The organism is Amycolatopsis sp. M39, assembly GCF_001651785.1.
Lineage (GTDB): Bacteria > Actinomycetota > Actinomycetes > Mycobacteriales > Pseudonocardiaceae > Amycolatopsis > Amycolatopsis rubida.
In genome coordinates this window covers 83,830-104,504 of record NZ_LWSF01000012.1, presented here as the reverse complement: position 1 = coordinate 104,504, position 20,675 = coordinate 83,830, and the positions used below count along the sequence as shown (strand labels likewise).

At 70.1% G+C, this 20,675-nt stretch carries 19 protein-coding genes; 16 read left to right on the top strand and 3 right to left on the bottom strand.

The window, feature by feature from the left end:
* Positions 1 to 22: 22 nt before the first annotated feature.
* Positions 23 to 1,132: a zinc-binding dehydrogenase gene (locus A4R44_RS24950; protein ID WP_067585462.1), complete on the bottom strand. Its 1,110-nt coding sequence runs from the start codon at positions 1,130 to 1,132 to the stop codon at positions 23 to 25.
* Between the two features lie 104 nt (positions 1,133 to 1,236).
* Here A4R44_RS24950 and A4R44_RS24945 point away from each other — a divergent pair, with 104 nt between their 5' ends.
* Positions 1,237 to 2,598 (top strand): amidohydrolase, encoded by a 1,362-nt coding sequence (locus tag A4R44_RS24945; protein ID WP_198545435.1) that lies wholly within the window; start codon positions 1,237 to 1,239, stop codon positions 2,596 to 2,598.
* 53 nt (positions 2,599 to 2,651) lie between these two features.
* On the opposite strand, the gene A4R44_RS24940 is transcribed toward A4R44_RS24945, so the two are convergent.
* Positions 2,652 to 3,389 carry an SDR family NAD(P)-dependent oxidoreductase gene (locus tag A4R44_RS24940; protein ID WP_095213590.1) on the bottom strand — a complete coding sequence of 246 codons (738 nt, stop codon included), beginning with the start codon at positions 3,387 to 3,389 and terminating at the stop codon, positions 2,652 to 2,654.
* A gap of 87 nt (positions 3,390 to 3,476) precedes the next feature.
* On the opposite strand from A4R44_RS24940, the gene A4R44_RS24935 reads away from it, so the two are divergent.
* The 9 genes from A4R44_RS24935 (at position 3,477) to A4R44_RS24895 (ending at position 13,215) form a co-directional block, all read left to right on the top strand.
* On the top strand, positions 3,477 to 4,433 hold the full coding sequence (locus A4R44_RS24935) for an aldo/keto reductase (protein ID WP_067585456.1): 957 nt from the start codon (positions 3,477 to 3,479) through the stop codon (positions 4,431 to 4,433).
* An 87-nt stretch (positions 4,434 to 4,520) separates the two neighbouring features.
* Positions 4,521 to 5,498, top strand: a complete 978-nt coding sequence (locus A4R44_RS24930; protein WP_067585453.1) for a methyltransferase dimerization domain-containing protein — start codon at positions 4,521 to 4,523, stop codon at positions 5,496 to 5,498.
* Between the two features lie 173 nt (positions 5,499 to 5,671).
* Entirely contained in the window at positions 5,672 to 7,195 is a 1,524-nt protein-coding gene (locus A4R44_RS24925; protein WP_067585450.1) for an ABC transporter substrate-binding protein, read from the top strand.
* Positions 7,196 to 7,264: 69 nt separating this feature from the next.
* On the top strand, positions 7,265 to 8,206 hold the full coding sequence (locus tag A4R44_RS24920; protein ID WP_067585447.1) for an ABC transporter permease: 942 nt from the start codon (positions 7,265 to 7,267) through the stop codon (positions 8,204 to 8,206).
* On the top strand, positions 8,203 to 10,029 hold the full coding sequence (locus A4R44_RS24915) for a dipeptide/oligopeptide/nickel ABC transporter permease/ATP-binding protein (RefSeq protein WP_067585444.1): 1,827 nt from the start codon (positions 8,203 to 8,205) through the stop codon (positions 10,027 to 10,029). Before A4R44_RS24920 ends, A4R44_RS24915 begins: the two co-directional genes overlap by 4 nt.
* Entirely contained in the window at positions 10,026 to 10,841 is an 816-nt protein-coding gene (locus A4R44_RS24910) for an ABC transporter ATP-binding protein (protein ID WP_067585441.1), read from the top strand. The genes A4R44_RS24915 and A4R44_RS24910 overlap by 4 nt, the downstream gene beginning before the upstream one ends.
* A 106-nt stretch (positions 10,842 to 10,947) precedes the next feature.
* On the top strand, positions 10,948 to 11,538 hold the full coding sequence (locus A4R44_RS24905) for a TetR/AcrR family transcriptional regulator (protein ID WP_067585438.1): 591 nt from the start codon (positions 10,948 to 10,950) through the stop codon (positions 11,536 to 11,538).
* A gap of 395 nt (positions 11,539 to 11,933) precedes the next feature.
* Positions 11,934 to 12,662, top strand: coding sequence for an alpha/beta fold hydrolase (locus A4R44_RS24900; RefSeq protein WP_067585435.1), 729 nt, complete (start codon positions 11,934 to 11,936; stop codon positions 12,660 to 12,662).
* 46 nt (positions 12,663 to 12,708) lie between these two features.
* Positions 12,709 to 13,215 carry a helix-hairpin-helix domain-containing protein gene (locus A4R44_RS24895; RefSeq protein WP_067585432.1) on the top strand — a complete coding sequence of 169 codons (507 nt, stop codon included), beginning with the start codon at positions 12,709 to 12,711 and terminating at the stop codon, positions 13,213 to 13,215.
* A 151-nt stretch (positions 13,216 to 13,366) separates the two neighbouring features.
* Here the strand turns inward: A4R44_RS24895 and A4R44_RS24890 are convergent, their stop codons facing one another.
* On the bottom strand, positions 13,367 to 14,005 hold the full coding sequence (locus A4R44_RS24890) for a TetR/AcrR family transcriptional regulator (RefSeq protein WP_067585429.1): 639 nt from the start codon (positions 14,003 to 14,005) through the stop codon (positions 13,367 to 13,369).
* 111 nt (positions 14,006 to 14,116) lie between these two features.
* Between A4R44_RS24890 and A4R44_RS24885 the strand changes: the two genes are divergently transcribed.
* The 6 genes from A4R44_RS24885 to A4R44_RS24860 all read left to right on the top strand — a co-directional run bounded on the left by A4R44_RS24885 (position 14,117) and on the right by A4R44_RS24860 (position 20,656).
* Complete coding sequence (locus tag A4R44_RS24885; RefSeq protein WP_067585426.1) at positions 14,117 to 15,661, top strand: long-chain fatty acid--CoA ligase; 1,545 nt, start codon at positions 14,117 to 14,119, stop codon at positions 15,659 to 15,661.
* 11 nt (positions 15,662 to 15,672) lie between these two features.
* Positions 15,673 to 16,863: an acyl-CoA dehydrogenase family protein gene (locus tag A4R44_RS24880; RefSeq protein ID WP_067585423.1), complete on the top strand. Its 1,191-nt coding sequence runs from the start codon at positions 15,673 to 15,675 to the stop codon at positions 16,861 to 16,863.
* Positions 16,860 to 18,182 (top strand): MFS transporter, encoded by a 1,323-nt coding sequence (locus tag A4R44_RS24875; protein ID WP_067585420.1) that lies wholly within the window; start codon positions 16,860 to 16,862, stop codon positions 18,180 to 18,182. The genes A4R44_RS24880 and A4R44_RS24875 overlap by 4 nt, the downstream gene beginning before the upstream one ends.
* Positions 18,179 to 19,351 (top strand): serine hydrolase, encoded by a 1,173-nt coding sequence (locus tag A4R44_RS24870; RefSeq protein WP_067585417.1) that lies wholly within the window; start codon positions 18,179 to 18,181, stop codon positions 19,349 to 19,351. Before A4R44_RS24875 ends, A4R44_RS24870 begins: the two co-directional genes overlap by 4 nt.
* 50 nt (positions 19,352 to 19,401) lie before the next feature.
* On the top strand, positions 19,402 to 19,974 hold the full coding sequence (locus tag A4R44_RS24865) for a TetR/AcrR family transcriptional regulator (protein WP_067585686.1): 573 nt from the start codon (positions 19,402 to 19,404) through the stop codon (positions 19,972 to 19,974).
* Between the two features lie 100 nt (positions 19,975 to 20,074).
* On the top strand, positions 20,075 to 20,656 hold the full coding sequence (locus A4R44_RS24860) for a hypothetical protein (RefSeq protein WP_067585414.1): 582 nt from the start codon (positions 20,075 to 20,077) through the stop codon (positions 20,654 to 20,656).
* Positions 20,657 to 20,675: the final 19 nt, after the last annotated feature.

Genomic DNA, 20,675 nt, shown 5'->3' with positions numbered 1-20,675 from the left:
GCTCGTAAGGGGAAACGGACGATCAGGGAAGACGCGGGTCGACGACGGCCTTGGTCTCGTCCAGCCGGTGCATGGCCGCGATCCGCTCGCTCGCGCCGGACAGCCCGACCGGGCTGCCGAACAGCCGGTCCCACGGCATCCGGGCGGCGAACGACCCGAAGAACTCGATCGCGTGGTGGTAATCGGCGATGTCGCCGTTGAGCGAACCGACGACGGTCAGCTCCTTGCCCATCACCGTGCCGAGCGGGACCGGCGTCGGCTCCGGCCCGGTGCTCCCGACGATCACGACGCGGCCGCGCTGCGCCGCCATCGCGACCGCCTCGCGGCCGATCGACGGCGCACCGGCGAAGTCCAGCACCAGATCGCCGCCGTGCCCGCCGGTCAGTTCGGCGACGCGCTCGACGATCGCGTCCGAACCCCCGGCGACCTCGACCACGTCGTCGGCTCCGAACTCCTTCGCCAGCTCCAGCCGCGACGCGGGAGCGCCGACGGTGATGACACTGCCCGCCCCGCTGAGGTGCGCGACCGCGGTCGCGAACAGGCCCAGCGCGCCGGATCCCTGCACCACCACGCGAGATCCGGGCCGGACGCCGCCGACGCGGGCGAATGCGCGCAGCACGGTTTTCGCCGCGCACCCGGCCATCGCGGCCCAGGTGTCGGGCACCTCGGCGGGCAGCAGCAGCTTCGCCGCGCCTGGGACGACGTAGGCGTATTCGCACAGCCCAGCGGTCGCGAACGGGGCGACGTCGGACCGCTGCAGGAATCCGTAGCCACGCCGCGAGCACGCGACCGGCTCGCGCAGCACGGTGCAGCCGTAACACTCGCCGCAGGTCGATTCCGACCAGCCGATCCGGGATCCGGCTGTGACCTCGCGGCCGAGCGCGTCGCGCGTGTCCGGTCCGGCGGCCACCACTTCGCCGACCATTTCGTGGCCCAGCACCATCGGCAGCATGCCGGGAAAACTCATCTTCCCGGACCAGATCTCCACGTCCGTGCCGCACAGCGTCGCGCACGAGACGCGGACCAGCGCCGCGCCCGCTTCGAGCTGGGCGGGCAGCGGGAGTTCGGTCAGCTCCAGCGGCGCGCCGTGCTCGGTCAGCACCGCTGCGCGGGTGGAAGTCGGGACGGTCATGGGAAACCTTTCCGGGGACTGGCGGGCCCTGCGGGGCCGGGTGATGGGTTAGTCTACGGACGTCGACAAAAATGTCGAGTCCCCGAATTCCTCCAGGAGCGCCTGTGCCGACCTCAGTTGCGGACCTCGTCTTGCGGGCAGCAGCGGTGCACACCATGGCCGGTGCCGCGCCCGCGACCGCGCTGGCCGTGCGGGACGGACGCGTGCTGCGTGCCGGAACCGACGCCGACGTGCGGGAGCTGACCGGCCCCGGCACGACAGTGCTCGACCTCGGCGACCGCGCGGTGCTGCCGGGCATCAACGACGCGCACCTGCACGCCACGTGGCTCGGCGCGCTCTGGCCGGACACCCTGTTCGCCGACGACGGCGCGCCCGGACCCGGCCCGGAGAAGCCGCTGCGCACCGCTGCCGAACGCCGCGCGGCCATCCTCCGCGCGGGCGAAATCCTTGCCGCGCTGGGCATTACGAGCTACACCGAACCCGGTCTCGGGCCGGGCGAGGACGACGGGCACATCGGCGCGTTCGGCATGTCCGTCGTCGAGCAGTACCGGGAACTGGCCGCCGAGGGACTGCTGCGGGCGCGGGTGACCGCGCTCTGGCTGTACGGCGAACTCGACGGCCCGAGCACCTTCGGCACGTTCCGCGCCGGACTGGCCACAGTGGACGGAGCGGGTGCCGACCCGCGCCGGCTGAACTTCCGCGGAGTCAAGATCTTCGCCGACGGCATCCCGCCGATGCGCTCGGCCTACACCCACCACTGCTACGCCGACGGCAGTCACGCCCACCTGCTCGTCGGCGGCGCGGACGACCCGGAGCGCGAGGAAAACTTCACCCGGATGGTCCGCACCGCGCACGAGGCCGGACTGCAGGTCGGCGTGCACGCGACCGGCGACCGGGCGATCGAGCTGATGCTGGACGCCGTCGAGCGCGCCCGGGAGGAACGCGACGTCGACCTCGGCCACTACGTCATCCACGGCGACCTGGTCAACGCGGCGCAGCTGAAGCGGATGGCCCGGCTGGGGGTCGGGCTGTCCGCCCAGGCCGGGATCGCGGTGCGCACCGCCGGCGTGGTCGACGAGGCGCTGGGGGCGGGCAGTTCGGCCGCCGCGTGGCCGCTGCGGGAGGCGCTGGACGCCGGGATCCCGCTGTGCCTGACGTCCGACGCGCCGGTCCTGCCGCCGGACTGGCGCAAGGAAATCGCCGCTGCGGACCAGTGGATGGGTCCCGCCGAGGACGTAGGGAAGCGGATGGAAACGCTGCTCCGCTGCTACACCGTGCACCCGGCCCAGCAGGACGGTGCCGCGTCGTGGAAAGGCACGCTGGAGCCGGGGATGGCGGCCGACCTCTGCGTGCTGTCCGCGGACCCGTTCGCGGTGACTCCCGGCGAGCTTCCCGCCGTCGAGGTGGACCTGACCGTCCTAGGTGGACAGATCGTCCACGAACGCTCGCCCGGAACAATCGCTTAACGTCCGTGAGGGGCACTCTGAGTCCCTCAGGGTTCCCCTCACGGACGGCTGGCTCAGGTGAGCAGCTGGCCGCCGTCCACCGGGAGGCTCGTGCCGGTGATGTGGGCGGCGGCCGGGCTCGCCAGGAACACCACCGCCGCCGCGACGTCCTCGACCGCGGCCATCCGGCCGTCCGGGATCCGTGCCACCCACGCGTCGTGCGCGGGCGATCCGGGCGGCATCGCGGCGGCGAGCATCGGCGTCGCGACCGGGCCGGGCGCGACGGCGTTGACCCGGATGCTGTGCTCCGCCAGTTCGAGCGCCGCCCACCGGGTCAGCGCGTCCACGGCCGCCTTGCTGCTTTCGTAACCGCCCATTCCCGGCGTGGGCTGCCGCCCGCCGATCGAGGACAGGTTCACCACGACGCCCGGCTCGCCGTGCCCGGCCGTCCGGCGTTCGACCATCCGGCGGGCGACCAGCTGCGTCATCAGGAACGTCCCGTGCACATTGGTCGAGAGAACGCGCAGCAGGTCCGCGCCGGGCAGGTCCAGCAACCGGCCGTGGACGCTGAGCAGACCGGCGTTGTTGACCAGGACGTCGACCGGGCCGACCTCGTCGAGCGCGGCGGAGATCGCCGCCTCGTCGGTGATGTCGAGCCGGATTCCGCGCCCGCCCACCGGTTTGGCGGCTTCTTCGGCGCCGTCGAGGTCGGCGAGCACCACGGAATCACCTGCTTGGGCGAAGGCGGCGCCGATCGCGCGGCCGATGCCGCCGGCACCTCCGGTGATCAGCACGGTACGGGCAGCGGGCATCGTCGTTTCCTTTCGCCGGGAGCGGAGGTTCGCGGGCTTATAGTATACAAGTGTAGAAAATAAATCCCGTGGATCGCAGGAGGAATCGTGGCGACGGATCGACCTGGACTGGGCCCGGCGTTCCCGCGCGTGCCGGCGTTGTCGCTCGGCTCGTGGAACACCTGGGACCGGATGGAGTTCGGCGACGCGGTGGCGCTGATCGCTCGCGCGGCCGAACTCGGGCACGCCTTCTTCGACGTCGCGCACTACGACATGGGTCCGCACGCCGAGGGCTCCACGACCGACCAGATCTTCGGCCGCGCGGTGCGCGAAGCCGGTCTCGCCCGCGAAGATTGGCTCTACTGCGGGAAACTGTGGCTCTGGGACTACCCGAACGTCGGCTTCGCGCAGCAGCTGAACACCTCGCTGGAGCGCGTCGGCGTCGAGTCCGCCGATCTGGTCGTGGTCGGCGACTACTTCGGCGAAGTCGACCTCGAACGCGTCGTCGCGGACGTCGCGGAGCAGATTGAAGCCGGCCGGTTCCGCGCGTGGGGCGTGAACAATTGGCGCATTGACGATCTGCGCAAAGCTTTTGCCATTGCGCGCAAACGTGGTTTGGCGCCGCCGGTTTTCGCGCAGCTCAAGTACGGGCTGGCGCGCCGGTCGATGGCCGAGGGCGAGTTTTACGCGCCGCTGTTCGCCTCCGGAGAGCTGACGCTGCAGGCGTCGGACATTTTCGAAGGCGGGCTGCTCGTCGGGAATCTGAAGCCGAATCGCAAGATCGGCGCGGATGTCGGCGGCATCCGGGAGAAGATCGCGGACGCCTGGCCGGTCGTGCGAAAGATCGCCGACGAGCTGGACGCGTCGCCCGCGCAGCTGGGAATTGCCTTCTGCCTGGCCAATCCCGCGACCGCGAACGTCCTCGTGGGCATCTCGCGGCAGGCGCAGCTGGAGGACAACGCGGGCGCGCTCGCCTTGCTGGAACGCGTCGGCGCGGACCGGATTCGCGAGCTGACGCGGGAGCTGTGGCTCGATCGCGAGGTCGCCGCCGACGGAACCTGGTGAAGGGGCTGGTGTTTTTTGTCGACGTGCGTAGACTAAAGCTCCCCGGGGTGCCCGGAGGGGCATCCCGACGCCGTGAGGAGCCGCCACATGACGAAACCAGCGCCGGACCGCATCGTCGACATCGCCATCGGGTACATGGGCGCGAAGCAGTTGTTCGCCGCCTCGCGGATCGGTCTGTTCCGCGCGCTCGCCGACGGTCCGCGAACGGCGCCGGAACTCGCCGCGGCCACCGGCACGGGCGAACAGCTGATCCGGATCCTGGCCGACGCGATGAACGCGCGCGGCCTGCTGGAGCGCACCGACGGCCGCTACGCGCTGGCCGGGGACGCGCAGGAGTACCTGGGCGGGAACGGTGCCACGGATCTGGCGCCGTTCCTGACCTTCCTCAACGAAATCAGCTACGGCCACTGGCTCCAGTTCGACACCACTGTGGACAGTGGCAAACCGGGCGACCTCCAGATGGACGAGGGCCGCTGGGCGACGTTCATGGCGGGCGTGATGCGCTACAACTCGCTGCACGCCTCGATGCTCGCGCGCGCATTCGATTTCTCGCCCTACCGTTCCATGCTGGACCTGGGCGGATTGTCGCCGGAATTCGCGATCGGCGCGTTGCGGGCGAATCCCGCACTGACCGCTCGTTTCGTTTTCGGACCCGCGTCCACGCAGGGGATCACCGACGCGGTGAATGCGGCCGGCTGCGCGGATCGCACGAGCGTCGACCCCGCGCCGACCGAATCCGCGGAACCGGGCGGAGAACACGATCTGGTGATGGTGAACCACGTTGTGCACCGGTTCACCGCGGAGCAGAACCGAAAGATCCTCGCGAATGCCCGCGCGGCTGCCGGCGACGGAGCGACGTTGCTGCTGCTGGACTTCTTCCTCGACGACGACGAACGGCAGCGCCCGATCGACGCGCTGCACGCGGGCGAGTACTTCGTGATCGACGGAACCGTGGTGTATCCGGAGGCGGAAGTCCGCGAATGGCTCGACGGTGCAGGATGGCGCGTATGCGATGTCCTCGCACTGCCCGGGAGCCCGCGCGTTCTCGTCGCCGACGCGGTCTGAAAACGGCCCGCGGGGCCGGGAGATAACAAACGCATCCGGCCCGTTGATTTTTTAGCCGACAATCGTAGACTATCCCGCACCACGGCGAGCCGGGCCGCACTCGCAGGCCCGCCGTTCCCGGCGGGGCGCCGAGCGATCCCGCCGGCGGTCCAGCACCCTGAGAGAGGGACTCAATGACGAGGACAAGGACAGCGGCGTTGTTCGCGGCGGCGGCCGCGGCGCTGCTCGCGATCGCCGGATGCACCGGCTCGGGCGCCGCCGGGGCGGGCGCGGGCACCGACGAGCTGAAGGCGGGCGTGTTCCTCGACGTGACGTCGTGGGACCCGGCCAACGCCGACATCGGCTTCGACGGCCCGTACCTGTCCGCGGTCTACGACCCGCTGGTCGCCCTGGACAAGGACGCCAAGCCGATCCCGGCGCTCGCGAAGTCGTGGGACTGGTCGGCCGACCGGCTGAGCCTGACCATGCACCTGCGCGACGACGTGGCGTTCGACGACGGCCAGAAGTTCGACTCCGCCGCGGCGGTCGAGAACCTCGACCATCTCAAGGCGGGTACCCGTTCCGGGCAGGCCTACGCCGACGTGAAGAGCGTCGAGGCGAAGGACGCCTCGACGGTCGTGCTCCATCTGTCCGAACGCGACGACGCGCTGCTGTACTTCATGGGCCTCGGGCGCAGCTGGATGGCCTCGCCCAAGGCGATCAAGGCCAACTCGCTCGCCAACGGCCCGGACGGCTCCGGTCCCTACACCTTCGACAAGGCGTCCTCGCAGCCGCAGTCGCAGTACGTCTTCAAGAAGCGCGCGAAGCACTGGGACAGCGCCACCTACCCGTTCCCGACGGTGCGGCTGTTCCCGATCACCGACCAGGCGGCGAGCTTCAACGCGATGCTGTCCGGTCAGCTGAACGTCCAGTTCGCCAACGCGGCCAACCTCCCGAAGGCGCAGCAGAACGGCTGGAACGTCGCGAAGAAGCCGGCGTCGTGGGTCGGCGTGCAGTTCGCCGACCGCACTGGCAGCCAGGTGAAGGCGCTCGGCGACCAGCGCGTGCGGCAGGCGATCTCCTCCGCCTTCGACGCGGCGGGGATCCTGAAGGCGGTCGGCAACGACGCTGGCACGGTCACCGACCAGCTGTGGCCGAGCGGCAGCCAGGTCTACGACCCGGCGGGCAACGGCAAGTACAAGACCGACCTCGCGAAGGCCAAGCAGCTGCTCGCCGAAGCCGGGTATGCCGGCGGCTTCAGCCTGAAGATGCCGATGTCCACGATCTTCCAGGCGTGGCAGCCCGCCGCCGAGCAGACCTTCGGGCAGCTGGGCATCAAGGTCGACTGGCAGAACATGTCGATGCCGGACTACCAGAAGAACGCGCCGACGTACCCGATGTTCCTCGCGGTGATCGCGATGGACGGCAACGACATGGCCACGCTGACCGACCAGGTCACCTCGAAGCAGTGGTACAACCCGAATCCGTCGGTGGATGCCTTCCCGGAGGTGAAGGCGCTCGTGCAGAAGGCGCAGCAGGCCGAGCCGGGCCCGGCGCAGACCGCGGCGCTCAAGCAGCTCAACACCAAGCTCGTGGACCTCGCCTGGTGGAACGTCTGGTACCAGGCCGACAACCTCTACTTCAGCGTCAAGGGCATCACCGTCACGCCGATCACCGGCATGATGTTCCCGACGCTGCGGTTCATCCAGCGCGGCTGACGCGCCCGTCGTCCCCGGGTCCGTCCGAAGACTCCACAGTGGACGGACCCGGGGGAGGAGCCGAACGACATGCTCACATTCATCGTCAAACGCCTGGTGTCCGGGATCCTGTTGCTCGTGCTGGTCACCAGCGGCACGTTCTTCCTGGCGCACACGGCGGTGGGGGACCCGACCGCCGGTCTGCTCGGCAACAGCGCGACCCCCGCGCAGCAGGCGGCGCTGCGCGCCCAGATCGGGTACGACCGGCCGCTGCTCGTCCAGTTCTGGGACTGGCTGTCGCACGCGGCCACCGGCGACTTCGGGACTTCCTGGCGGAATTTCCAGCCGGTCGGCGAACAGATCGCGCTGCGCGTGCCGGTGACGCTTTCGGTCGTCATCGCCGCGACGCTGCTCGCGGCGATCTTCGGGGTGCTCGTCGGGGTCGTCTGCGGGCTGCGTCCCGGCGGCGTGCTCGACCGCGTGCTGAAGCTCGCCTCGGTCGTGCTGTTCGCGCTGCCCGGGTTCTGGGTCAGCCTCGTGCTCGTCACCTGGTTCGCGATCCAGCTGCAGTGGTTCCCCGCGGTCGGCTACGTGTCGCCGGACCAGTCGGTGGCGGGCTGGCTGCGGTCGATCGCGCTGCCGTCGATCTCGCTGTCGCTCGGCGCGATCGTGATGATCGCCGAACAGCTGCGCAACGGCTTCCTCCAAGTCGCGAATCAGGACTTCGTCCGCACGCTGCGGGCGCGCGGCCTGTCGTCGCGCCGGGTCACGACGCACGTGCTGCGCAACGCTTCGCCGTCCGCGCTGACCGTGCTGGCGCTGATGTTCGTCGGCCTGCTCGGCGGCGCGGTGGTCGTGGAGATCGTGTTCAACCTGCCGGGGATCGGCAGCCTGACGCAGTCGGCGTCGCAGATCGGGGACATCCCGGTGCTGCTCGGCCTGACCGCGGTGACCGTCGTGTTCGTCGTGATCGTCAACTTCCTGCTCGACCTCGTGCTCGGGTGGGTCAACCCGAAGGTGCGCGACCGATGACCGCTGCCCCGTTCCCCGCCACGCTCGCCCCGGTGAAGCGGATTTCCTTGCTGCGCCGGTACTTTCGCCGTCCGGTCGGCGTCGTCGCGCTGGTCGTGTTCGCGCTCGTCGTGGTCGCCGCGGTGTTCGCGCCGTGGCTGGCCTCCTACGACCCGAACCACGTCGACTTCGCGCTCACCCACGCCGAACCCGGCAACGGGCACCTGCTCGGCGGCGACTCCGCCGGACGCGACATCCTCAGCCGGCTGCTCTACGGCGCGCGGACCACGCTGTACGGCGGCGTGATCACCTGCGTCACCGGCGTCGTGCTCGGCGTCCCGACCGGCGTGGTCGCCGGGTACGTCGGCGGCGCGACGGACCGGATCTGCTCCTGGACCAGCGACGCCTTGCAGTCGGTGCCCGGGATGATCGTGCTGCTGGTCGTCGCGGCAGGCACCGGCCAGGACTTCACCGTGCTGATGATCGCGCTCGGCGTGTTCCTCTCGCCCGGCTACTACCGGATCACCCGCGCCCGCGCGCTCACGGTGCGCCGGGAGCCGTACATCGACGCCGCGCGCGTGGCCGGGGTCGGCACGCTGCGGATCCTGCGCACGCACCTGCTGCGCGCGGTGTACGCGCCGATCATCGTGCAGACCGCGCTGACCGCCGGGCTCGCCATCGGCATGCAGGCCGGTCTGCAGTTCCTCGGCATCGGCTCGGCGTCGACGCCCAGCTGGGGCCAGACGATGAACGACGGCTTCCTGAACATGCTGACGTACCCGCTGATCCTGCTGTGGCCGTCGATCGCGCTGGGCGTCACCATCGCCGCGTTGGCGTTCATGGGCTCGACGCTCGCCGATCTGGTCAGTGTCCGGGCCGAACAGCCGACTCGCCGGGGCCGGGCCCGGGTGCGGGAAGCCCTCGCGGCTCCGGCTCCGGCCGCGCTGGGTGAGGGCGCGGCTTCGGGCGCTCACGAACACGCGGCAGCGGATTGCGCGCTGCGGATCGAGAACCTGCGGGTCGGCTACGCGACCGACAAGGGCGTCAAGGAGGTCGTGCGCGGGGTGTCGCTGGACGCGGCACCCGGCGAGGTCCTCGGGATCGTCGGAGAATCCGGGTCCGGGAAGACACAGACGGTGTTCTCGGTGCTGGACCTCCTGCCGCCCGGCGGGACCGCCGTCGCCGACGGCATCTGGGTCGGCGGGCACGAGGCCGGGAACGCGGCCGCGCGGGCGAAACTGCTCGGCCGCGAGATCGGATACGTGCCGCAGGAACCGATGACGAACCTCGACCCGTGCTACCCGATCGGGCAGCAGCTCGTCGAGCCGCTGCGTCGCGTGCACGGGCTGGACAAGGCCGCGGCGAAGAAGCGGGCGCGCGAGGTGCTGGAGCGGGTCGGCCTCACTGACCCGGACCGCGTCATGGCCAGCTACCCGCACCAGATCTCCGGCGGCATGGCGCAGCGCGTGCTGATCGCCGGCGCGGTGGCCGGGCGGCCGTCGCTGCTGGTCGCCGACGAGCCGACGACCGCGCTCGACGTGACGGTGCAGGCCGAGGTCCTGGAGCTGCTGCGCGAACTGCAGGCCGAGTACGGGATGGCGCTGGTGATCGTCACGCACAACTTCGGCGTGGTCGCGGACATCTGCGACCGTGTCGTGGTGATGAAGGACGGCCGGATCGTGGAAACCGGTCCGGTGGAACGGATCTTCCGCGCACCCGAGAACGCCTACACCGCCGAGCTGATCAGCGCGTCGCTGGACGACACCGAAGGACGGGACGAGCTGGACGAAGCCTGGGAACGCCGCGGCCTTGCCCACGCGACCGGAGAGGAGGGCGGGCGATGACCGCACCGCTGCTCGCGATCGAGGACCTCGTGGTCGACTACCGGCTCAGCCGCCGGGTCCGATTCCGGGCCCTGAAAGGGATCTCGCTGGAGGTGAAGCCGGGCGAATGCGTCGGGCTGGTCGGCGAAAGCGGGTCGGGGAAGTCCACTTTGGGCAAAGCCGTGCTGGGCCTCGCCGCGCCGGAATCCGGCCGGATCACCTTCGACGGCGAGGACATCACCCACGCCCGGGGCGCGACGCGGCGGCGGCTGGCCAGCGACATCCAGGTGGTGTTCCAGGACCCGTACGGCTCGCTGGACCCGACCATGACCGCCGGCGAAGTCCTCGCCGAACCGCTGGTGGTGGCGGGAACGTCGCGCGCGGAAGCCCGGACGGTGGTCGCGGACATGCTCGACCGGGTGCGCCTGCCCGCCGACGCCGTGCACCGGTATCCGGGGGAGTTCTCCGGCGGACAACGGCAGCGGATCGCGATCGCCCGGGCGCTGGTCCGCCGGCCGCGGCTGATCGTGTGCGACGAGCCGGTGAGCGCGCTCGACCTGACCACGCAGGCGACGATCCTCGATCTGTTCCTGGAACTCCAGCGCGAAACCGGGGTGTCTTACCTGTTCGTGTCGCACGACTTGGGCGTGGTGCACCGGATCTGTCACCGGGTTTCGGTGCTGTACCAAGGAGAGATCGTCGAATCGGGTCCGACGGCTGTGGTTACCCGGGCACCGGAGCATCCGTACACGCGGCGGCTGCTGCTGGCCGCTCCGGTAGCGGACCCGGCCCGGCAGGCGGAGAGACGGGCGGCCCGGCTGGGGCTCGGGTAAGCACTCCTCGCGTTCGCCGGTGCCCGGATTCCGGGCTCGCCGCGCCCGCGGGCGGTCGAGCAGGGTCACATTCGCCGCGGGAGAATACGGGTTAGAGTCTGTAACCATGCCGAAGGTCATCGATCACGATCAGCGACGACGGGAGATCGTCGAGGTCGCCAAGAAGCTGATCATCGAGGGCGGGTTCGAGGCTGCCACGATGCGCAGCATCGTGACCGCGGCCGGGTTCGCGAACGGTGCCCTCAAGCATTACTTCCCCAGCAAGGACAGCATTATCGCGGCGACGTTCGAGAGCGTGCTGCAGGAGACGTCGCAGCGGATGTCCGAACTGGATCCGTCGCTGGGGCCCGCGGAGTCGTTGCGGGGGTTCGTCGAGGCCGCGATTCCGTTCGACGAGCATCAGATCGCGTCGGCTCGGGTTTTGCTGGTGTTGTGGGAGCATTCCGTGGCCAATCCGGATCTCGCCCGGCAGTATCGGGATTTGCTGGACAGCTGGCGGGGCGAGCTGACGGTGCGGATCGCTGCTGCTCGGGGGAAAGGGGAGGCGGCGGATGCTCCGGTGATCGGGGTGTTGGCGGATGAGATTATCGCCGTTTCCATCGGGGCGAATGTGACCAGTTTGATGCATCCGGTGGGGAAGGTTGCCGGGCGGTATCGGGCTTATGTGGACGGGTTGATGGCTCGGATCGGGGATTGAGTTCCTGCTTGGGAGGGCGGCTCGTCGCCTGGGGGCGACATTGCGCCCGGGGTGGGTGGGGCACCCCGAAGGGTGAGTGTGACTGCGGCGCGAGGGTGCTTGTCAAGGCGGGAAGGATGCCTTGACAAGCACCCTCGCGCCGTGTTTTTGGCTTCGTATCGGGGCGGGGGGAGTGTGGCTGCCTGGGTGGGCGGGTGCGGTGGCTGCGGTGGGGTGGTGGGTGCGCGCGGGTGGGGTGCGTGGTCGCGGTGAGTTGTGCGGAGGCGGGGCGGTCTGTGAAGGGGTTCCTCCCGCCCGGCGGCGGAGTCGTGAGGGGAACTCAGGGGATCAGAGTCAATGAGGGTGGCCCTCACGGAACGCTGGACCGGGTGGCGGGTTTTGTCTACGATTGTAGAATGACTTCCGCGTTTCCGGTCATCCGCACGCTTTCCGCGCGTCCTGTTACTGGGCCTCCGGTCGTGCTGATTCATGGGTTCGCGTCCTCGGCTGCGTGTGATTGGCCTGCGGAGTACTGGGCCGATCCGCTGGCGGCCGCCGGGCGGGAGACGGTTGTGGTGCAGTTGGCGGGGCATCCTGGCGGGCCCAGGGTCGCGAAAGCCGAGGAGGCGACCGCGACTCGGGTGGTGGACGCGTTGGCGGAATGTGCTGGCACGCAAGAGGTCGACGTCGTCGGTTACTCGCTCGGGGCGCGGCTCGCGTGGGATCTCGTTTCGCATCCCAAGGTGTCGGTGCGGCGGTTGGTGCTGGGCGGGTTGAGTCCGCAGGAACCGTTCGCGGCGGTTGATCTTGGGGCTGCGCGGCAGGCGGTCCGAGGCGGACCGGCTCCGGACGATCCGCTGACCGGGGCGATCACGGCGATGGCGGCGGCGGGGGATTCGGAGTCGCTGCTGAATCTTGTCGAGGGGTTGGCGAGCGAGCCGTTCGATCCGGGTGCGGGTGTTCCGCAAGTGCCGACGTTGTTCCTCGCGGGGCGGCAGGACTTCATGGCACACGGGATCGAGCAGCTGGCGGCGCGCGTGCCGGGTGCGCGGCTGCGGCAGGTCGCGGGGGATCACCGCGGTGCGCTGGTGGGCGTCGAGCTGCGGGAGGCGGTGTTCGACTTCCTCGGGGCCGCGGCGTTGTGAGGCGCCAGAATGGCCGCTGCGGCGCAGTCGTGCCAGCCTGGAGCGCATGACGACACCGGCGCAGCTCCGCAGAACCGCCCTGTCCTACCCGGAGACGGCCGAGCTGGCTGTTGCCGGCACGGTCGCGTTCACGGTGCAGGGCAAGGAGTTCGCTGCCCTGCGACCGGACCGGCAGGTCGTGCTCCGGATGACGCCGTCCGATGTGGACGAACTGCGCGCCGCCCATCCGACCGCGCGCCGCGTCGCCAGGGCGGGGGCACGGTTGCCGATCGAGGACATCAACGGGCAGCAGCTCAACCACTGGGTGCGGCGCGCGTGGCTGGCTCGGGCCCCGAAGCGGCTTGCGGCTCCGGTGGCTGCCGCGGGGACCGCGGTGGCGGGGGAGGTCGGCGACTTGCCCAGGGCGATCGGCAGTCCGGCAACCCGGGCGCTGCACGGTGCGGGGATCACGACGCTGGCGCAGATCGCCGAGCGGAGCGACGCGGAGCTGCTCGCGTTGCACGGCGTGGGCCCGAAGGCGGTGCGGCTCCTTCGCGAGGAGGCCCAGGACTAAACCGGGCCGTCGCGGATTCGGTCAGCGGCCGCGGCCAGGACAGGTGCCCGCTGCGGCTCCGAGCGAGGTGTCCGTGGCGAGGATCTACCGAAGCTTGCCGACGGCTTGCCCGGCGGTGGGCCGATATCTCGGCGGCAGCCGAGGCAACGCCTCAGGACTGCGGTGAATCCGCTCCGGTAGGCGCGGGGTCGGGCGGGTCGCCCTCGAAGCCGTTGGCCCAGTAGCGGCCGCGCAGCGAAAGGTTTTGCAGCATCCCGGTGGCCTCTTCCGCCGACATCGGCGCTGGGTCCGTTTCGAGCCACCACCGCAGGACGGCGAGCTGTTCCCCGACCCATGCCCTGGCCAGCACGCCGAGGTCGATGCGCGGCGTGACGTCGTGGTGGTCGGCGCGGGACTTGAACACCGAGCGCACCGCGTCCGTGCGCGCGTCGGTGAACTGCCGCAGCGCCCGGCCGTCGCCCTCGCCGCGCAGGATGAGCAGGTAGAGATCCCGGTTCTCGCGGGCGTGCCGGAACAGTTCCAGCGCCGGTTTGCCGGTGAAGCCCACTGAAGAGGCCGGGACCAGCGGCCGCAGCCGTTCGTCCAGTTCCTCCTGGAGCTCGGTGACGACGTGCCGCAGCAGCGCGTCCTTGTCCGGGTAGTGGCTGTAGAACGTCGCGCGGCCCAGATCGGCCCGTTCGGTGATGTCCTCCACCGTCACGTTGGCGTATCCGCGTTCGAGCACCAGCGACACCAGTGCGTCGCGGAGCAGGCCGCGGGTGCGGCGGGTCCGTCGGTCAGTGGTCGGCAAGAGGCCCCCTTCGGTCGTTGCCGGCCCGAGTGTAGCGAACTGTTGACACCGCGACTGTTAATAGACACAGTGTTCAGCATTGGTCAATCTGACGGAAAACAGGGAGTCGGCGTGAACCTGGGCAGCTATGTCACCCGTGCCAGCACGTTCTGGCCCGATCAGCAGGCGCTGGTGTGCGGCGAGCGGCGGTGGTCCTACCGCGAGCTGGAGGAGCGGACGAACCGGCTGGCGTCCGCGCTGCTCGCGTCCGGCGTCGAGCCCGGGCAGGCAGTCGCCACCTTCTCCGGCAACAGCGCGGAGCTGGTGGAGACCGAGATCGCTTGTTACAAGGGCGGGTTCCTGCGCGTGCCGATCAGCGCGCGGCTGTCCGCGGGCGAGGTCGAGCACATCCTGGCGGACGCGGACGTGCGAGTGCTGCTGGTCGATGCCGAGCACGCCGAAGCGGCGCAGAAAGCGGCTGCCGGGACTTCGTGCGCGCTGATCGACTACGACGGCCGCACGCCGGATGCGCGGTCCTACGCCGACGTGCTGGCGGCGGGGTCGTCCGAGCCGGTCGCGGTCGAGGTGAGTGCGGACGATCCGTCGGTCTTGCACTTCACGTCCGGGTCCACCGGGAAGCTCAAGGCCGCGGTGCAGACGAACGGAAACCGGCTGGCGAACCTGCGCAAGCGGTTGATGAGCCCGGAAGGCGCGCCGTCCGCCTCGGAAACGTACCTGGCGGCGGGTCCGATCACGCACGCCACCGGAATGGGTTTGCTGGCGGCCTTTTCCCGCGGGGCGACCGCGGTGGTGCTGCCGCGCTTCGACGCGGTGGAGTTTTTGGCGGCAGTCGAGAAGGAGCGGATCACCTCGACGTTCCTGGTGCCGGTGATGCTGAACATGGTGTTGTCGCATCCCGCCGTCCACACCGCCGACCTGTCCTCGCTTCGTTGCCTTCGGGTGGGTGGCGCGCCGGTGTCGCCGCAGCGGTTGCGGGACGCGGTGGCGGCGTTCGGTCCGGTGGTGATGCAGGGGTACGGCCAGGGCGAGACCACCAGCGGCGTCACGGTGCTGACCTGCGAAGACGTGGTCCGCGGGATCGAGGAGGACGCGGAGTTGCTGTCCTCGGCGGGGCGGCCGTTGTTCGACTCCGAGGTCCGGGTGGTCGACGACGAAGGCCGTCCGGTGCCCGCCGGGGAACTCGGCGAGGTGGTGGTGCGCGGTCCGGACTGCGTGACGGAGTACTGGCACGAACCGGAGCTGTCCGCGGAAACGTTCCGCGACGGCTGGGTGTACACCGGCGACATCGGCTACCTGCGCGCCGACGGGTATCTGTTCATTGTGGACCGCAAGAAGGACATGATCATCTCCGGTGGCTACAACATCTTCTGCACCGAAGTGGAATCCGTCCTCTACGAGCATCCCGCCGTTTCCGAGGCGTGCGTGGTGGGCGTGCCCGACGAGAAGTGGGGCGAAGCGGTGAAGGCGGTTGTCGTCCGCCGCTCGGACGTCACTGCCGAGGAACTGATCGAGTTCTGCGCGGAACGATTGGCGCGCATCAAGAAACCCCGCTCGGTCGATTTCGCCGAGGAACTCCCGGTGAACCGCAACGGCAAGATCGACCGGCGCGCGGTGCGGGACCGGTATTGGGCGGGCGAAGCCCGGAAAGTCCACTGAGGAGGTCCCGCATGTCCTTCACCCTTGCCCCGGCTTACGACGACAACCCGCGGCTCGCTGAGCTTGTCGGCCGGTTGCGCGAATACCTGTCGGGCGAACTCGCCGAGTACGAGGCCACGCTCGGGCTGACCCCGGAGACCCCGTTGACCCGGGCCGTGATCGAACCGGTCTGGAAACGCTGCCGGGAGCTGGGTTTCTACGGGGTCCACCTGCCCGGCGAGTACGGCGGCCTCGACCTGAGCTACACCGAACTGGCCGCGCTCAAGGAGGAGGTCGGCGCGTCCGGGCGGATCCTTTACCACTGCGTGCTCGGCGACCTCGGCGGTCCGCTGCGCGCGGGCGCGATCTTCGCCACGGCTACCGAGGAGCAGCGCGAGCGGTATTTGCTGCCGCTCGTCCGCGGGGAGCGCGCGTGCTGCTTCTCGCTGACCGAAACCAATGCCGGGTCGGATGTGCGGGCCATGCGCACCACGGCGACCCCGGAGGGAGACGGCTGGCGGATCAGCGGCCACAAGGTGTTCTCCTCGGCGGGTCCGATCGCCGATTTCTCCGTGCTGGTCGCCCGGATGGCGGGGGAGGACGAGAGCTACTCGGCGTTCCTGGTCGATCTGGACTCGCCGGGCTGCACGGTCGCCGACGGGGAGGTTCCGATGTCCGGCCAGCACATCGAGTCCGACATCATCCTCGACAACTGTTGTGTCGGCCCGCAGCAGCTGCTGGGCCGGGTGGGGGACGGGCTGCGCATCGGGCTCGGCCGGGTCACCACCAACCGGCTGCTGCACTGCCCGACAGTGCTGGGCCACGCCCGTCGCGCGCTGGAACTCACCATCGAATTCGCCCGCACCCGCCAGGTGTTCGGCGGTCCGCTGGCGGCGCTGCAGTCGATCCAGCACAAGATCGCCGACATGGCCACCGCGTACTACGCGGCCCGCGCCATGACCTACGACGCACTGTCCGCATTGGACTCCGGGAGCAAGCCGAGCACGGAGGCGTTCATGTGCAAGCTGTTCGTGGCGGAGAACGCCTTCCGCATCGCGGACGAGGCGGTGCAGATCCACGGCAAGGCCGGGCTCGTGCGCGGCGCGGAGGTGGAGTGGCTGTTCCGGCGGCTGCGGATGTTCCGCGTGCTGACCGGATCGTCGGAGATCCAGAAGAACGGCATTGCCAAGGCCCTGCTCCTGCCGTCCGGGACCCAGCGGTGAAGCCCGCCGGGACCCGGCCGCGTACGGCCGCGCCGGCGGGCGGCACCGCGGGGAACGCCTGGCTGCGCCGCTGGTCGGTGGTGGCGATGCTGCTGCTGTTCATGCTGATCAACTACGGCGACAAGGCCGTTCTCGGGCTGGCCGCACGCCCGATCATGCACGAATTCGGGCTGAGCCCGTCGCAGTACGGCCTGCTGTCCAGTGCGTTCTTCTTCCTGTTCAGCGTGTGCGCGCTGGCGGTCGGGTTCGCGTCGAGCCGGATCTCGACGCGGTGGATCCTGCTGGCGCTCGCGCTGGTCTGGGCGGTGACGCAGGTGTCCGTGGTCGCCGCGAGCGGGGTCGGGCTGCTGCTGATCAGCCGGATCGTGCTCGGCGCCGCCGAAGGGCCCGCGCAGCCGATGGCGCTGCACGCCGCCTACAGCTGGTTTCCCAACGCCAAGCGCAACATCCCGAGCGCGCTGATCGTCGGCGGCGGCGCGCTGGGCGGGGCGATCGCGACCCCGCTGCTCACCGTGGTGATCGTGCACTTCGGCTGGCGGGCCGCGTTTCTCGCGATGTTCCTGGTCGGCTGCGTCTGGTGCCTGCTGTGGCTGGTGATCGGCCGCGACGGGCCGGTCGACCTCGCTCCGTCCGGAGCGGCGCCGGTCCCGGCAGGCCGCGTCCCCTACCGGCGGATCCTGCTCTCCGGAACCTGGCTCGGCGGGTTCGTGGGCGCGTTCGGCGCGTACTGGACGTCCACGCTGATGGTCGCCTGGCTGCCGTCCTATCTTGAGATGGCGCTCGGCTACAGTGCGGGCGAGGCGGCCGCCATCGCCACGATCCCCTGGGTGGCCGGGCTGATCCTGACCTTCGCGCACGGCGCGATCACCCAATGGCTGCTGCATCTCGGCGTGCCCAGCCGGATCGCCCGCGGCATCCTCGGCGGCTGCGTGCTGGTCTTGGCGGGCTTGGCGATGGTGCTGCTGCCGACCGTCACGCAGCCCGCGCTGCGGATCGTCCTGATCGCCGTGGCGTTCAGCTTCCACGGCGTCACCTTCGCCAACGGCCAGACGGTCAACAGCGAGATCAGCCCGCCCGCGCAACGGGGTGCGGTGCTGTCGGTCAGCGTCGCGCTGGTCACCGTCGCCGGCCTGCTCGCGCCGTATCTCACCGGCAGGCTCGTCGAGTCCGCGGCCGGACCGGCCGCCGGTTTCGCCACCGCCTTCGCCATTCCCGGGGTCCTGATGCTGGCCGGCGGGGTAGCCGCATTGTTCTTCGTCCGCCCGGAACGCGACGCCCGGCGCATCGCGGCACTCGCCGCAGTCAAGGAGAAACCGTGACCAATCCGTATACAGTGGACAATGCTTATTGGAGCCGCGGCTACGTCGACCCGGCCTTTGTCCGTCTCGGCATGACCCGCGCCAGGGAAACCGGCCCGACCCGGCGGGTGTGGCGCGGCGCGGGCCCGCGCCGGGATCTGCCCGAGGACCACGAGGACCTGGACAACCTGCTCGTCGCCCCGCGGGCCGGGGCAGCGCCCGTCAAGCTGAGCGAGTTCCTGGCCGGTGCGGAAACCGACGCCATTCTGGTGGCGCACCGGGGGAAGATCGTCTATGAACGGTACTTCCACGGCATGCGGCCACACGACGTGCACCTGTCCGCGTCGGTGGCGAAGTCGTGGACCGGGCTGCTCGCCGCGCTGCTGATCGACGAGGGCGTGCTCGACGCCGGTCAGCCGTTGGCCCACTATGCCCCCGAACTCGCCGGCACGGCGTTCGGCGACGCCACGATCCACCACCTGCTGCACATGGGCACCGTCATGGACTACGGTGGGCGGCCGTTCTGCAAACCCCTTGAAGCGCAACGATATTTCGCCGCTGTCGGCATCGTGCCCCGTCCCGCTGGCTACACCGGGCCCACGAGCGTCAAGGAACATCTGGCCACCGCGCGGGCCGTCGCACCGCCGGGAACCGAATTCCGCTACGACAACGGCAACACCGAGGCCGTAGCCGAAGCCCTTCGCCGCGTCACCGGCGTCAGCCTGGCCGAACTGTGGAGCGAACGGGTCTGGGCCCGGCTGGGCGCGGACGAGGACGGCGCGTACTGCCTGGATTCCACCGGCACGGAGATCGCCTGCGGCCGCTACAGCGCCACCCTGCGCGATCTCGCCCGGGCAGGGGAGATGCTGCGTCGCGGCGGGACGGTCGGCGACCAGCAGATCGTGGCGGAACGCGTCGTCGCCGACCTGACTGCCGTGCCGCCCGGGCCCGCGCGGCGCGCCCTGCCGACCGGTGCCGCGCGGCCGATCGGCTACCACAATTTCTGGTGGGTCCCGGACGAGGGCTACGGCACCTTTGGCGCGCGAGGCATCCACGGGCAACGGTTGCAGGTCAGTCCGGGGCGGGAGCTGGTCATCGCCCACTACGGATCGCATGTGATGTCGCCTTCGGTTCCGGTGCCGCCGCTGGAGGCGGTGTTCGCCCGGATCGGCGATCATCTGGCCGGGTAACGCCGGCCGCTTGCTCTGCTAGCGTTGCCGTTGTGGTGCAGAAGATCCGGGTGTCCGAGGCGAGGTCGAGGCTGCTCGCGACGGCCACCCGGATCTTTTACGCCGAAGGTCTCCACTCGGTCGGGGTCGACCGGATCGTGGCGGAGGCGAAGGTCACCCGGGCCACGCTGTACCGGCATTTCCCCGGCAAGGAAGACCTCGTCGTCGCGTATCTCCAGGGCGTCTCCGAGATGGAGCGCGCCGGGGTCGGCAACATCCTCGCCGGCCACCCGCCCGCGGCCGAAGCCCTGCGCGCGGTCGCGGAGTGGATCGCCGAGAGCATCCAGTCGGCGCACTTCCGCGGCTGCGCGTTTCTCAACGCGGCGGCGGAATACCCGGACCCCGGACATCCCGTGCACCAAGCGGTCCTGACCCACCGCGAGTGGTTTCTCCGCACGGTCACGGAGTTGTTCGCGCGGGTCGGTTCGTCCGCACCGGAGCCCGCGGGGCGGCATTTCGTGATGCTGCGCGACGGTGCGATGGCGTCGGGCTGTTTGACGGATCCGGCCGAGGCCGGCGACACCTTCCGGCAAGGGGTCGACGGCATCCTGCGGCACCGCCTCGGCTCCGGGGCGAGCCCGTAACACTTCTGAAAGCCCGGTTGGCGTTGACGCCGCTCGGGGTCTGCCGAGAGGCTGAGGGAGAACGAACGTTCTGTCTCATTCAGCTTTCGGAAGGATCACCGTGACCATCGTTGACTCGCCCGCCGGAACCGCTCCGGCGTTGCGCCGGCTGTACTTCGTGCGGTTCGCCTTCGCGGTCGTCTGGGCCGCGCTGCTGTTTCTCACGGCCAAGACGCACGTCGGCCCGATCGGAGTTGTCCTGGTCGTGGCGTATCCGCTGTTCGACGTCGCCGCCGCGGTCGTGGACGCGCGCTCGTCCCGTGCCGCGGGGTTGTCCGTGAACATCGCGATCAGCCTGCTGGCAGGCATCGGCCTCGCGATCGCCAGTGCGTCCGGCGTCCCGGCGGTGCTGCGGGTGTGGGGTGCGTGGGCGGTCGCCGCCGGTCTTGTCCAGCTGATCGTGGCCGTCGGCAGGCGCGGGATGGGCGGCCAGTGGCCGATGATCCTCAGCGGCGGCATCTCGGTGCTGGCCGGGGCGAATTTCGCGCTCAGTGCCGGCGCGCCCGACCCGTCGCTCGCCGCTGTGGCCGGATACGCGGTGCTGGGCGGGATTTTCTTCCTGGTCTCGGCGCTCCGGCTGGGCCGCACTGCCGCCCGCCTGGGGACCAAAGACTCCGGCAGCGCGGACGTCCGCCCGCAGTGACCGCGGGTCGCGCGGATTA